This window comes from Amycolatopsis lexingtonensis (genome assembly GCF_014873755.1).
Taxonomy (GTDB): domain Bacteria; phylum Actinomycetota; class Actinomycetes; order Mycobacteriales; family Pseudonocardiaceae; genus Amycolatopsis; species Amycolatopsis lexingtonensis.
On the sequence record NZ_JADBEG010000001.1, the window covers coordinates 3,441,912 to 3,454,641 of the forward strand.

9 protein-coding genes are annotated in these 12,730 nt (G+C 72.5%); 4 read left to right on the forward strand and 5 right to left on the reverse strand.

Going from position 1 to position 12,730, the window contains the following annotated elements:
* Positions 1 to 2: 2 nt before the first annotated feature.
* Genes H4696_RS15620 through H4696_RS15630 form a run of 3 tightly spaced genes read right to left on the reverse strand, consistent with a single transcriptional unit; the run spans position 3 to position 4,752 of the window.
* Positions 3 to 2,057, reverse strand: a complete 2,055-nt coding sequence (locus tag H4696_RS15620; RefSeq protein WP_086861654.1) for a hydantoinase/oxoprolinase family protein — start codon at positions 2,055 to 2,057, stop codon at positions 3 to 5.
* Complete coding sequence (locus H4696_RS15625) at positions 2,054 to 3,661, reverse strand: hydantoinase B/oxoprolinase family protein (protein ID WP_086861655.1); 1,608 nt, start codon at positions 3,659 to 3,661, stop codon at positions 2,054 to 2,056. Before H4696_RS15625 ends, H4696_RS15620 begins: the two co-directional genes overlap by 4 nt.
* Complete coding sequence (locus H4696_RS15630; RefSeq protein WP_086861656.1) at positions 3,658 to 4,752, reverse strand: tartrate dehydrogenase; 1,095 nt, start codon at positions 4,750 to 4,752, stop codon at positions 3,658 to 3,660. Before H4696_RS15630 ends, H4696_RS15625 begins: the two co-directional genes overlap by 4 nt.
* 97 nt (positions 4,753 to 4,849) lie before the next feature.
* Here H4696_RS15630 and H4696_RS15635 point away from each other — a divergent pair, with 97 nt between their 5' ends.
* The 4 genes from H4696_RS15635 (at position 4,850) to H4696_RS15650 (ending at position 9,882) form a co-directional block, all read left to right on the forward strand.
* Entirely contained in the window at positions 4,850 to 5,776 is a 927-nt protein-coding gene (locus H4696_RS15635; RefSeq protein ID WP_086861657.1) for a LysR family transcriptional regulator, read from the forward strand.
* Between the two features lie 180 nt (positions 5,777 to 5,956).
* Complete coding sequence (locus tag H4696_RS15640; RefSeq protein WP_086861658.1) at positions 5,957 to 6,526, forward strand: hypothetical protein; 570 nt, start codon at positions 5,957 to 5,959, stop codon at positions 6,524 to 6,526.
* Positions 6,527 to 6,745: 219 nt separating this feature from the next.
* Positions 6,746 to 8,341: a GMC family oxidoreductase gene (locus tag H4696_RS15645; RefSeq protein WP_086861659.1), complete on the forward strand. Its 1,596-nt coding sequence runs from the start codon at positions 6,746 to 6,748 to the stop codon at positions 8,339 to 8,341.
* Positions 8,338 to 9,882 carry a GMC oxidoreductase gene (locus H4696_RS15650; RefSeq protein WP_086861660.1) on the forward strand — a complete coding sequence of 515 codons (1,545 nt, stop codon included), beginning with the start codon at positions 8,338 to 8,340 and terminating at the stop codon, positions 9,880 to 9,882. The genes H4696_RS15645 and H4696_RS15650 overlap by 4 nt, the downstream gene beginning before the upstream one ends.
* Before the next feature lie 146 nt (positions 9,883 to 10,028).
* Here H4696_RS15650 and H4696_RS15655 read toward each other — a convergent pair whose 3' ends face one another.
* Together H4696_RS15655 and H4696_RS15660 are read right to left on the reverse strand one after the other, a co-directional pair.
* Positions 10,029 to 10,919: an LLM class flavin-dependent oxidoreductase gene (locus H4696_RS15655; RefSeq protein ID WP_211299716.1), complete on the reverse strand. Its 891-nt coding sequence runs from the start codon at positions 10,917 to 10,919 to the stop codon at positions 10,029 to 10,031.
* Positions 10,920 to 10,927: 8 nt separating this feature from the next.
* Positions 10,928 to 12,715: a thiamine pyrophosphate-binding protein gene (locus tag H4696_RS15660; protein WP_086861661.1), complete on the reverse strand. Its 1,788-nt coding sequence runs from the start codon at positions 12,713 to 12,715 to the stop codon at positions 10,928 to 10,930.
* Positions 12,716 to 12,730: the final 15 nt, after the last annotated feature.

Consider the following 12,730-nt stretch of genomic DNA (forward strand, 5'->3'; position numbering starts at 1 on the left):
CGTCACGGCCCGACGTCGACGAGGAGCGTCAGGTCGCGGTCGACGCGGATCCGGCACTCCGGCCCGAACGCGCACGAGGACTCGCGTTCTTCGAACACCGCCGGCCCGGTGAGCTCCGTTCCGGGGCGCAACCGGTAGCGGTCCCACACCGTGGCCTCGAGCCGGCCGTGGCCGGGGAACCGGACGTCGCGGACGCCGCGGCGCGGATCGCCGTCGAGCGGCTCGCACCCCAGCGGGATGTCGGGGCCGGGCAGGTGGGCCGAAAGCCGCCAGGTGACGACTTCCGCGGGTCCGTCGAGGGATCGCCCGAACGTCGCGCGGTACGTCTCCTCGAAAGCGTCTTGGAGAAGGCCGGCGTCCATCGTCTCGGGGAGATCGACTTCGATCGCGGATCCCTGGCCCAGGTAACGCAAGTCGGCCGAACGCCGCAGCCGCACCACATCCGTGGCCTCCGGGGCCAGGACCGCCGTGGCGCGTGCGGCCATCTCGGCGTAGAGGGCGGTGACGCGCTCCCAGTCGACCTCGGTGAGCGCCGAAGGCAGGCTGCGCGCCTGGTCCACCGTGGGCGGTGCGACGAGGAAACCGTAGGCGGACATGACGCCGGCGCGCATCGGCACGACGATCCGGGAGATCTTCAGCTGCTTCGCCAGGCCGTAGGCGTGCACCGGACCCGCTCCGCCGAACGCCACGAGCGCGAAACCGGCGGGATCCCGGCCCTGCTCGGACAGGTGCATCCGGGCCGCCGCCGCCATGCCCGCCGTCGCCACCTCGACGACTCCCGAAGCGGCGCCGACCGTGTCCAGGCCGAGCGGCTCGGCCACCTCCCGGTCCAGCGCCTTGCGGGCCTCGGCCGTCCGCAACCGCATCTCACCACCGAGGAAGGCGGCCGGGTCGAGGTGACCGAGCACGAGATCCGCGTCCGTGACGGTCGGCCGCTCCCCGCCGCGGCCGTAGGCGACCGGCCCCGGAACGGACCCGGCGCTGCGCGGGCCGACCTTGAGCAGCCCCAGCGAGTCCGGGGCGGCGATCGACCCGCCGCCGGAGCCGATCTCGATCATGTCGACGACCGTCAGCCGGACCGGCAGCCCCGAACCCGGCTTGAACTTGTCGACGCGGCCCGCCTCGAAGTCGTGCCGCCGACGCGCGCCGCCCCCGCTCACCACGGCGATCTTGGCCGTGGTCCCGCCCATGTCGAACGAAAGGACGTCCGGTTCGCCCAGCCGCCGGGCCACGGCGGCCGCGGCGATCGTGCCCGCCGCCGGGCCCGATTCGAGCAACCGGAAGGGAAACGCCTTCGCGTCGGCCGAGGTCGTGACCCCGCCCCCGGAGAGCATCACGCGCAGGGGCGCCTCGATGCCCATGGCGAGCAGGTCGTCGCGCAGGCTGTCGAGGTAGCGCGTCATCAACGGCTGCACGTAGGCGTTGAGGCAAGCCGTGCTCGCCCGCTCGTACTCGCCGACGACCGGCGCGACCTCGCAGGAGAGGGTGACCGGCAGCCCGGGGCAGGCCCGCGCGAGCAGTTCCCGCACCCGCTGTTCGTGCCGGTCGTCGCGGTAGGCGTGCAGCAGGGCCACCGCCACCGCCTCGACGCCCTGCTCCACCAGGTAGCCCGCCTGCGCGAGCACGCCGGCCTCGTCCAGCGGCTCCAGCTCGGTGCCGTCGGCGGCGATGCGGCCCCGCACCCCGCGGCAGCGGTGCCGGGGAACCAGCGGGCGGGCCGGCCGGGCCAGCAGGTCGGTCGTGTCGAACCTGATCTCCCGCGCCATCTCCAGGACGTCGCGGAACCCCTCCGTGGTAAGCAATCCCACCACCGCCCCGGTGCGCTCCAGCAGCGTGTTGGTCACCAGCGTCGTGCCGTGCACGACCCCTGCGACGTTCCGGGCCGGGGTGGCGGTCTCCGCCAGCAGCCGCGCGATGCCCGCGGTGATGGCCTCGTTGGGGGCGTGCGGCGTGGTGGGCAGCTTGCCCGGCCAGGTCAGGTCGCGCACCGGGTCGTGCAGCAGCAGATCGGTGAACGTGCCCCCGACGTCCACGCCGATCCGGACGGTGCGGCTCATCGGACGTACCCGCCGAGCTCGTCGGCCAGTACCAGGTCCGGCTCACGGTCCTCCGGCGCGCCGAACCCGCCACCGCCGGGGAACGAGATGACGATCGACGCACCGGGCGCCAGTTGCGAAATCGACTTCAGCGGCACGCTTTCCCCGGTGTCCAGCACCGCCCGCGCCGCGGCGCCCGGCTCCCCGCCGTCGAGCCCGAGCGCCGGGTGCCGTTCGCGGTCGCCGAGCACCACCAGCTGGACCGGGCGGCGGGTCGGGTTGTGCACCTCGACGTCCTGCCCCAGCCCGCCGCGGCGCCGGCCTCGGCCACCCGAGCCCGGCCGAAGTTCCTTGCGCACGAACCGGAGCGGGGACGCGACCTCGAAGGCCTCGATGCTGCCGCTGCCGGAGTTCGTCGGAAAAGCGGTCGTGGACAAGCCGTCCTTCTCCCGGGACGCGCCCATTCCGGCGTTGGCGAAGAGCATCTGCGCGAACGGACGGCCCGCGTCGTCGACGCCGGCGAACCGGACCCGCAGCGCCGGCGCTCCCCCGCTGTCGGCGATGACCCGGCCGGGCAGCACCGGTGCGAGCGCCCGGTAGATCGCGCACGACAGCAGATGCCCGGTCAGGTGCCGGGCGACGACGGGCGCGGGGAACACGGGGTTGACGATCGTGCCCTCCGGAGCCGTCACGCCGATCGCCCGGTAGGAACCCCAGTTCGTCCGCGTGGCCGGGTCGAGCAGGATCTTCAGCGGGTACATCGAGTAGGCGCGCGTGTAGTTCAGGGTGGAGTTGACCGGGAACGGCACCTGCGCCGAGGTTCCGGCGTAGTCGATCCCGATCCGGTCACCGCGCACCGTGACCGCGCACTCGATGTGCGTCGGGTGCCCCTCGACCCCGTCGGCGTCGACGCTCGCCCGGTACGCGCCGTCCGGCAGCTCGCGCACGGCCGCCCGCATCGCGGTCTCGGCCAGCGCGTGCACCTCGGCGGCGAACCCCTCGAAATCCGGCTCGCCGAAGTCGTCGAGGAACTCCCGCGCGCGCCGCCGGCACACCGCGTGCGCCGCGGCCTGCGCCTCCAGGTCACCCCACAACGGGTCCGGGAGGCGGACGTTGGCCAGCAGGAGGTCCTTGACCCCCGGCTCGACCCGGCCGCCCCGGTACAGCCGCAGCGGCGGGATGAGGACGCCCTCGGACATCAGGTCGGTGGCGCCCAGCGCCGGGGTCCCGCCGATGTCGGGCGAGTGCGCGGCGGTCCCGGCGAAGGCGACGAGCGCGCCCCGGTGGAAGACCGGGGTGATCATGGCGATGTCCGGCAGGTGCCCGGTGGCGATCCACGGGTCGTTGGTGATCACGGCGTCGCCGTCCTGCCAGTCCGCCGCCGGGAACCGCGCCAGGACCAGCCCGGTCAGCGAGCTCATCAGGGCCGCGAAGCCGGGGATGCCGGCCCGTGACTCCGCCATCGTGCGCCCCCGGCGGTCCATCAGCACGACGGTGTAGTCGTTGGATTCGCGGATGATGGTCGAGAAGGCCGTGCGCAGCATGGTCGACGCGGCCTCGTCGGTCGCGGACGCGAGCCGGTCCCACCGGACCTCGAGGCCGACCGGGTCGAACGCGGGTGTCATGACGCCACCACCTTCCGATGCGCGATCTCGGCGGCGATCGCCGTGCCCAGGCCGTCGGTCGTGCCGGAGCCGCCGAGGTCGGGGGTGAGCACGTCCGGCTGTCCGGCGAGCACGGTTTCGATGGCGGCCAGGACCCCCGCGGCCGCAGCGGTCTCCCCCAGGTGCTCGAGCATCATGGCGCCGCTCCAGATCTGCCCGACGGGGTTGGCGATCCCGCGCCCGGCGATGTCGGGGGCCGAGCCGTGGACCGGCTCGAACAGGCTCGGCCACGTCCGGTCCGGGTTGATGTTGGCGCTCGGGGCGATCCCGATCGTCCCCGCGCAGGCCGGCCCGAGGTCGGAAAGGATGTCGCCGAAAAGGTTGCTCGCGACGACGACGTCGTACCGCTGCGGCTGGAGCACGAACTTGGCCGCGAGGATGTCGATGTGGTCCTTGTCCGCGGCGACGTCCGGGTACTGCCGCGCCATCAGCTCCGCGCGTTCGTCCCAGTAGGGCATGGAGATGGCGATGCCGTTGCTCTTGGTCGCCCACGTCAGGTGCTTGCGGGGGCGGGCGGCGGCGAGCTCGAAGGCGTAGCGCAGCACCCGGTCCACCCCGGTCCGGGTCAGCACGGTCTCCTGCAGCACCGTTTCGCGGTCGGTGCCTTCGAAGATCCGGCCGCCGATGCTCGAGTACTCGCCTTCGGTGTTCTCGCGGACGACGAGGAAGTCGATGTCACCGGGCTCGTGGTCGCGCAGCGGGCTGCGCACTCCTCGCAACAGCCGCACCGGCCGCAGGTTCACGTACTGGTCGAAACCCCGCCGCAGCTGCAGCAGGCTGCCCCAGAGCGAAACGTGGTCGGGCACCACCTCGGGCCACCCGACGGCGCCGAAGAAGAGCGCGTCGAAGCTGCCGAGCACGTCCTTCCAATCCGGCGGCAGCATCTCGCCGTGCCGCAACCAGTACTCGGCGCAGGCGAATCCGTAGTGGACGGTCTCGAGCTTGAACCCGTAGGCCTCGGCCGCGGCTCGCAAGCACCTGAGTCCCTCCGGGACGACCTCGCGGCCGATGCCGTCGCCGGGGATGACCGCGATGCGGTGACGCTGGGGCACGGGGGACGCTCCTGTCGATCCGGTGGGCACGCGCCTTCACCCTGATCGGCCGCGCACGCCACGACAAGAGCGCCGGAGGCAACCTATCCTTTCGCTCATGGAAAGGGTGACCACCTCGATCGACGACCTCCGTTTCTTCCACGTCGTCGCGGCCAGCGAGACGCTGACGGCCGCCGCGCGCGAGCTGCAGTGCTCGCTCCCGGTCGTCAGCAAGCGCCTCAGCGCCCTGGAACGCCGGCTCGACGCCCGCCTGGTGCACCGCGGCACGCGACGGCTCACGCTGACCTCCGAGGGCGAACTGTTCGCCGCGCGCCTGGAACCGATCCTCGACCAGGTCCACGAACTCGAGGACCTCGTCACCCACCGCTCCGGGGACCTGCGGGGAGCCATCGTCGTCCAGGCCACCCTCGGCCTCGGCCGCGCGCACGTCGCCCCGCTGCTCGGCGAGTTCACCGCCGCGCATCCCCAGGTGAACGTCCAGCTGCGCACGTCCGCGCTGCCCCTGCGCCCGCACCGGCGCGAGTTCGACCTGGCCGTCCATGTCGGAACGCCACCGGACTCCTCGCTGCGGATGCGCCGGCTGGCGAAGAACCGCCGGGTGCCGTGCGCCGCGCCGTCCTATGTGGAGCGACGAGAGATGCCCGAGCGGATCGAGGACCTGGACGACCACGACTGCATCGTGCTCCGCGAGAACGACGGGGACTTCGCCCTGTGGCGCTTCGGAGACGCCCGCAACCCACGTCAGGTGCGCGTGCGCGGCCGCCTGTCGAGCAACGACGGCGACGTCGTGACCGACTGGGCACTGCGGGGGTACGGGGTGATCATGCGCTCGGAGTGGCAGATCCGCGCCCACCTCGAAAGCGGCGCCCTGGTGCGCGTCCTGCCCGACGTGCCGACGCCGGCCGCCGACATCTACGCCCTCCGGTCCGACGACGTCCACGTACCCCGCCGGATCAGCGAGCTGATCAAGTACCTCGCCGCGCGGCTGCCCGAGCGGATCGCCGCCTCCCCCGGAAAAAGGTGACCTTCCCGCGGCGCTCGCTGGGCGCCCTTGGCCGCGTCCAGCGCACCCAATGTGGCGTTCGGTGCGTCAGACGCAACCAACGCCACATTGGGGCGCTTGAGCCGGGCCGCTGTCAACGAACCTCGGACGCGCGACACGCTAGCGTTCGAAGGCACCGTTCACCCGCCCTGGGAGCTCCCGATGACCCGACCGTCCCCCGAAGAGCAGGCCCGTGAGCTCGCCGCCGCGACCGGCCGCGACTACGACGACGCGCTGCGCCTGGTCCACATCGAACACAAGGTCAGGCTCACCGTCGGCGAAGCCGCGTTCGCGCTCGGCCATCCGGTCGCGGTGCTGGTCGACGGCCCCACCGCTCCGGAGGTCGTCGGCACCTCCGGGCGCGGCCCGCACCTGCGAGACGTGCGCATCTCCTACGGAACCGGCCGCTATCCGGACTTTTTGGTGATCACCAGCATCCCGATGCCCGGCGAGGAGGTCGAGGACCAGCTGCTGACCGAGGTGCTGGCCAACTTCCTGAGCTTCCACGACCGTTCGACCGACGAGCTGAAGCGGACCAGCCCGCGCAAGAGCTGGGAGCGGGCCAACGCCGCCGTCCCGGAGCCGTTCGAGGTCACCTTTGCCGGGGCTGGCACCCGGGGCACCCGGATCAGCATCGACGGACTCACCGCGCTGCGCGTGCCCTACCTGCACGGCCAGGTCGTCGTCGGCACCAGTGGCGCGGAAATCCCGGACCTCGGCCTGACCTGCTGAGAGCCGTGTTCAGGCGGCGGTGTCCGGCCCGGTCGCCCGGATGTCGCGGTCGGGCAGGGATCAGCCGACTGCCATTGTGCGCTCCGGAGGGCACCCGCGTGCTCCCCGCAGCACGGTGTGCAGTGTGGACTCCTCCCGTTGCTCACTTCGTGCATCCCCCACCGGGGCCGGGCTGGCTAGCGTGGCCGGAAATCCGTCCACAGCCGCCCAGGAGGACACATGGCCCAGGAGCACTACGACTACGTCGTCGTGGGCGCCGGATCGGCGGGGTGCGCGCTCGCCGCCCGGCTGTCCGAAGACCCGGACCTCACCGTCGCGCTCGTCGAAGCCGGGCCGCCCGCACGGGGCCGGCTCTTCGAGATCCCCGCCCTGTTCTCGCAGCAGCTCAAGACGGCCTACGACTGGGACTTCGAAACCGAACCCGAGCCGCACCTCGGCGGGCGGCGCGCCTACCTGCCGCGCGGCCGCGCGATCGGCGGCACCAGCTCGATGAACACGATGCTCTACGTCCGCGGCCACCGCCACGACTACGACACCTGGGCGGAGCTGGGCAACAAGAACTGGGGCTACGACGACGTCCTGCCGTTCTTCAAGCGCTCCGAAGACAACCAGCGCGGCGCCGACGACTTCCACGGCGTCGGCGGCCCGCTCACGGTGAGCGACCCGGTGTCCGTGCACCCCCTGCTGCGCGGCTGGGTCGAGGCGGCGCAGGACGCCGGGCACCGGCCGAACCCCGACTTCAACGGCGCCGAGCAGGACGGAGTCGGGTACTACCAAGTGACCCAGCGCCACGGCCTGCGGTGCAGCAGCGCGGTCGCGTTCCTGGGTCCGGCCGCCGGCCGGCCGAACCTGACCGTCCTGCCCTCGACGCTCGCCCTCCGGCTGCGCTTCGACGGCGACCGGGCCACCGGCCTGGAGGTCGACCACCTCGGCGACGTCCGCACGATCGGGGTGACGCAGGAGATCATCCTGTCGCTGGGCGCGTACAACTCGCCGCACCTGCTCCTGCAGTCCGGCGTCGGCCCGGCGGACGAGCTGACCGCCGCGGGCGTGACCCCCGTGCACGACCTGCCCGACGTCGGCCGGAACCTGCAGGACCACGCGGGCTGCTTCCTCAGCTTCTTCAGCAGCACCCCGCCGGTCGTCGGGCCGGACACCTCGGCCGAGGAAAAACAGTTGCGCGACAACGGAACCGGCCCGATGGCCTGGACCGAGGTCGGCGGGTTCCTCCGGTCGTCCGACGACGTCCCGGCGCCGGACATCCAGGTGCACGCCGCGCTGGGCATCGTCCGCGACCAAGGGCTGGCGGCACCGCTCGAGCCCGGGATGTCGTTCGGCCCGTACGTCGCCCGGCCCGCGAGCCGGGGCAGCGTCCGGCTGCGGCATTCGCACCCGTACGCCAAACCGCGGATCGTCCACAACTACCTCGACGACGCCGACGACCGCGCCCGGCTACGCGAAGGCGTCCGGATGTGCATGGAGATCGCCCGGGAGGGGCGGCTCACCTCGCTGCTCGACGGCGACCTGCGGACCGCCGCCGACGCCGGGCTCGCCCCGCGGTCCGATGTGGACAAAGACATCGACGACTACATCCGCACCCAGTCGTTCTCGTTCTACCACCCGTCCGGCACCTGCATGATGGGCAAGGTCGTCGACGCCGAACTGCGCGTGCACGGCCTGGCCAACGTCCGGGTCGCGGACACCTCGATCATGCCGACTCTCGTCACCGGCAACACCAACGCCCCGGCCATCATGATCGGCGAACGCGCCGCCGCGTTCCTCCGGGGCACCGACCAGGAAGACCGCGCCTCATGACCGACCCGTCCGTCGTCACCCCCGACGCCACCGGCGAAATCGACACCGACGTCCTCATCATCGGCTCGGGCATGGGCGGCGGCACCCTCGCCTGGGCCCTGCGCGATTCCGGCGCACGCGTGCTGATCGCCGAACGCGGGGACTTCCTCCCCCGCGAGCCGGAGAACTCCCAGCCCGAGCAGATGTACCTCAAGGGCCGCTACAAGAACGCCGGGCGCTGGTTCGACGGCCGCACGGGCGAGCCGTTCGCCCCGGGCGTCTACTACTGGGTGGGCGGGAACACGAAGTTCTACGGTGCCTCGCTCCCCCGGTTCCGGCGCAGCGACTTCGCCGAGGTCGAGCACCAGGAAGGCCGTTCGCGCGCGTGGCCGTTCTCCTACGACGACCTGGAACCCTGCTACAGCCGGGCGGAACGGCTGTTCGACGTCCACGGCCAGGTCGGCGAAGACCCGACCGAACCCCCGCACTCGACGCCGTACCCCTTCCCGCCGCTCGCGCACGAGCCCACGATCCAGCGGTTCGCGGACTCGCTGACCGCCCAGGGCCTGCACCCGTTCCACACCCCGAACGCGCTCGACGTCGAAACCCAGGCGGACCGCGCCGCCGTCACCACCGCGGATGGCTGCCCGGACGGCACCGGGCGCAAGGCCGACGCCGAGAACCGGGTCGTGCGGCCCGCGCTGGCGGCCGGGGTGAAGATCATGGTGCGCACCGAGGTCACCCGGCTGGTCACGTCCGAGGACGGCCGCCGGATCGTGGCGGCCGAAGCGCTCCGCGACGGCCGCAAGGTCCGGATCACCGCGAAGCGGGTGGCGCTGGCGGCGGGCGCGGTGAACTCCGCGGCCCTGCTGCTGCGTTCGGCGACGCCGCAGCACCCGGCGGGGCTCGCCAACTCCTCGGGCCTGCTTGGCCGCAACTACATGGTCCACAACAGCACGTTCTTCGTCGGGGTGAACCCGCTGCGCACCAACCCGACGCAGTGGCAGAAGACGCTGGGGATCAACGACTTCTACGAAGCGGGTCCTGGCACGCCGTTCCCGCTGGGCAACCTGCAGATGCTCGGCAAGCTCCGCGCCCCGATGCTCAAGCCCGCGCGAGCGTGGGCGCCGATGTGGGCGCTGGACTTCATGTCCGCGCGCAGCCTGGACATCTACCTGACGACCGAAGACCTGCCTTCCCGGGACAACCGGGTGCGCGTCGACGGCGACCGGATCCTGATCGACTGGACGCCCACCAACGTCGCGCCGCACCGGGAGCTGGTCCGCCGGGTGACGAAGCTGGTCCGCAAGGCCGGCTACCCGCTGATCTTCACCCAGCGCATGGGCATCGAGACGAACTCGCACATGTGCGGCACCGCGGTGGCGGGCCACGACCCGGCGGACAGCGTGCTCGACGCGTCCTGCCGCAGCCACGACGTCGAGAACCTGTGGCTGGCGGACGCGTCGTTCTTCCCGTCGTCGGCGGCGCTCAACCCGGCGTTGACGATCGCGGCCAACGCCCTGCGGATCGCGCCGTCGGTCGTGGCGGGGCTGTCTGCTTGACGAACACGAAAAGGCCGCCCGCGGCTCCGCACTGTCGTGAATGAGTCATTCAGGACCTCGGAGGTCCTGAATGACTCATTCACGACGTTTGGCGAGCCGGTCACCGGCGAGAGAGTGGCCTGGCCGGGGTCGGGAGGGGCGGCCGTTCAGCGCCGGATCGCCGGCAGGAGCGTGTCGCGCAAGGCGTCGACCTGGTCCCGCTCGTCCCCCGGAAGCGGCGCGAAGACGACGGCGTCCGCGCCTGCCTCCTCCAGGATCTCGAGCTGCCGCACGCAATCGGCGAGGTCACCCGAGACCGTCACCTCGGCCAGCGCGTCTTCGACACCGCGCGCGGTCCCCAGCTGGAACCGCATGAACTCCTGCCCGAGTGCCCGCTCGACGACGGGCCGGAGGGCGGCCCGGGCGGCGTCGCGCTCCGGCCGGAGGCACAGCCAGGCGAACACCGTGATCCGCCGGCCGGGACCGACCGCGTCCCGCACCGAGCGGACGTAGGCCGGGCCGGAGCCCTCGGCCAGGATCACGCCATCGGCCGCCCGGGCCGCGAGCGCCACGCCCTTCGGGCCCCGCACGCCGAGGTGCAGCGTGGGCGGGATCCGCGGCGGGTGGGTCAACGCGACCTCCTCGAGGCGGACGTGGCCGCCGTGCAGCGTCACCGTCTCCCCGGCCAGCAGGCGCCGGACGGCGTCCGTCACCTCCTCGAGCGCGGTCATCAGGCTCGCCGGGTGGGCGCCGACCTGCCGGAGCCAGCCGGGCATGCCGTGCCCGATCCCGGCCCGGAACCGGCCCGGGTGCATCCGGGCCAGTGTGGCGATCTCCATCGCCAGGTAGGCCGGGTTCCGCACGGCCGCGGGGCTGATGCCGAGCCCGACCCGCACCGCCGAGGTGTCCGCGAGGAGCGTGGCCGCCTGGGCGAACCCGCCGGCCAGCCCCAGGTCCTCCACGACCCACAGCTCGTCGAGGCCCGAATCGTCGATCGGCCGGGCCAGCCCGCGCACGTCCTCGGCGGACAAGCCGTCCAGCTTGATTCCGTAGTCCACGACCGTCCTCAGAGGTGTTGTTCGGTGGCGCGGGTGCGCCGGTACTCGTCCTGGCGCTCGTCGGTGACGTAGGCCGGCACCGGGAAGTCCCACCAGCCCGGCACCCACGGCCCGGCCGCGTCGCGGTCCGTCGGGACCTCGACCAGCGCGGGCGCCCCGGACTGGACGGCCTTGCGCAGCGTCGGCTCCAGCGAATCCGCGTCGGAGACCTTCCACGACTCGATGCCGAACGACGCGCCGAGGGCGGCGAAGTCGGGGCTGTACGGGGTGCCGTCGGGGCGGGAGAACTCCGTGCCGATGTGGCGGGACGTCTGCTTGCGCTGGCCGCCGCGGATCGACATGTAGCCCGCGTTGTTCTGCACCACGAACACCACCGGCGCGCCCGTGGTCACGCTGAGCGCGATCTCCTGCGCCGTCATGAGGAAGTCGCCGTCGCCGACGACGCACACCACCGGGCGGTCCGGCTGCCCCAGTTTGGCGCCGATCGCCGCCGGGATCGCCCAGCCCATCGACGAAAACCCGCCGGACGTCAGGTGCGTGCGGGGGCCGTAGACCGGGAACGTCTGCTTGACCGCGCCCTGGGTGTTGCCCGAGCCCGCGACGATGATCGCGTCGCGCGGCAGCACCGCGCGCAGCGCGCCCAGCGGCCGCTGGGACGTGAACGGGAAGCGGTCGCTGTCGCGGCGGCCCGCGAGCTTCTCCTCCCAGTCCGCCTTGAGCGAGGCCAGCTCCGCGAGGTACTCCGGCCGGTCGGCGGCCGTGGTGGGCAGGGACGCCGCGATCGCGCCGACCGCGCGCTGCGCGTCGGCGACGATCCCGACCTCGGCGGGGTAGTTCTTGCCGATCTCGTGCGGGTCGATGTCGATGTGGATCAGCTTCGCAGGCGGGATCGAGAAGCTGATCCCCTTGGCGTAGCTGGACGCCGACCAGTCGGTGAACCGGCAGCCGACCGACACGACGACGTCGGCCGAGCTCGCGATCGCGTTGCCGGTCATCGTGCCGGTCTGCCCGACGCTCCCGGCGAACAGGTCGTGGTCCTCGGGGAAGGCGCCCTTGCCGTTCCAGGTCGTCACGACCGGGATCTTCCAGTGCTCGGCGAGCGCGACCACGTCGTCGGACGCGCCGGAGGTGATCGCGCCGCCGCCGGCGACGAGCACCGGACGCCGAGCGGCGCGCAGCACCGCCACGGCGCGCTCGACCGCCTCGGGGTCCGGGTGCTGGCGGCCGACCGGCAGCCGGCGGGCGAGGTCGTGCAGGTCGACGTCGGCGGCCTCGGCCTGCACGTCCATCGGCACTTCGAGGTGGACCGGGCCGGGCCGGCCGGTCAGCATCGAGTTGAAGCACCGGTGCAGGACGAACGGCAGCTCCTCGACCCGGGTGACGACCCAGTGCCGCTTGCTGACCGCTTCGGCGACCTTCGGGAAGTCGTTGGCCGTGTAGCGGTCCAGCTCCTGGAGCAGCCCGTGCCCGCGCATGTGGGTCGGCGGGCCGCCGGTGATGACCAGCACGCTGGTCGAGTCCGTGAACGCCGTGCCCATCCCGATCACGGTGTTGCTCGCCCCGGCGCCGATCGAGGTGATCGCGGCGATCGGCCGGCCGGTGGCGCGGTAGAAGCCGTCGGCGAGGTGGACGGCGCTCTGCTCGTGGAACGTCTGGATGAACGGGATGTCGGATTCGGCGTCGAGGAAGGCGTCGGTCAGGGACCAGATGCCGTGGCCGGGGATGCCGGCCACGTAGTCGACGCCGTAGTTGCGCAGGGTGCGCGCGACGATCTGGCCGCCGGTGAGGACAGGCATGGTTTTCTCCGCTCT

Coding starts and splice junctions, on each gene's coding strand:
- H4696_RS15625 (WP_086861655.1), bottom strand. CDS start 3,661: ATGACACCCGCGTTCGACCCGGTCGGCCTCGAGGTCCGGTGGGACCGG.
- H4696_RS15645 (WP_086861659.1), top strand. CDS start 6,746: ATGGCCCAGGAGCACTACGACTACGTCGTCGTGGGCGCCGGATCGGCG.
- H4696_RS15660 (WP_086861661.1), bottom strand. CDS start 12,715: ATGCCTGTCCTCACCGGCGGCCAGATCGTCGCGCGCACCCTGCGCAAC.
- H4696_RS15635 (WP_086861657.1), top strand. CDS start 4,850: ATGGAAAGGGTGACCACCTCGATCGACGACCTCCGTTTCTTCCACGTC.
- H4696_RS15650 (WP_086861660.1), top strand. CDS start 8,338: ATGACCGACCCGTCCGTCGTCACCCCCGACGCCACCGGCGAAATCGAC.
- H4696_RS15620 (WP_086861654.1), bottom strand. CDS start 2,057: ATGAGCCGCACCGTCCGGATCGGCGTGGACGTCGGGGGCACGTTCACC.
- H4696_RS15640 (WP_086861658.1), top strand. CDS start 5,957: ATGACCCGACCGTCCCCCGAAGAGCAGGCCCGTGAGCTCGCCGCCGCG.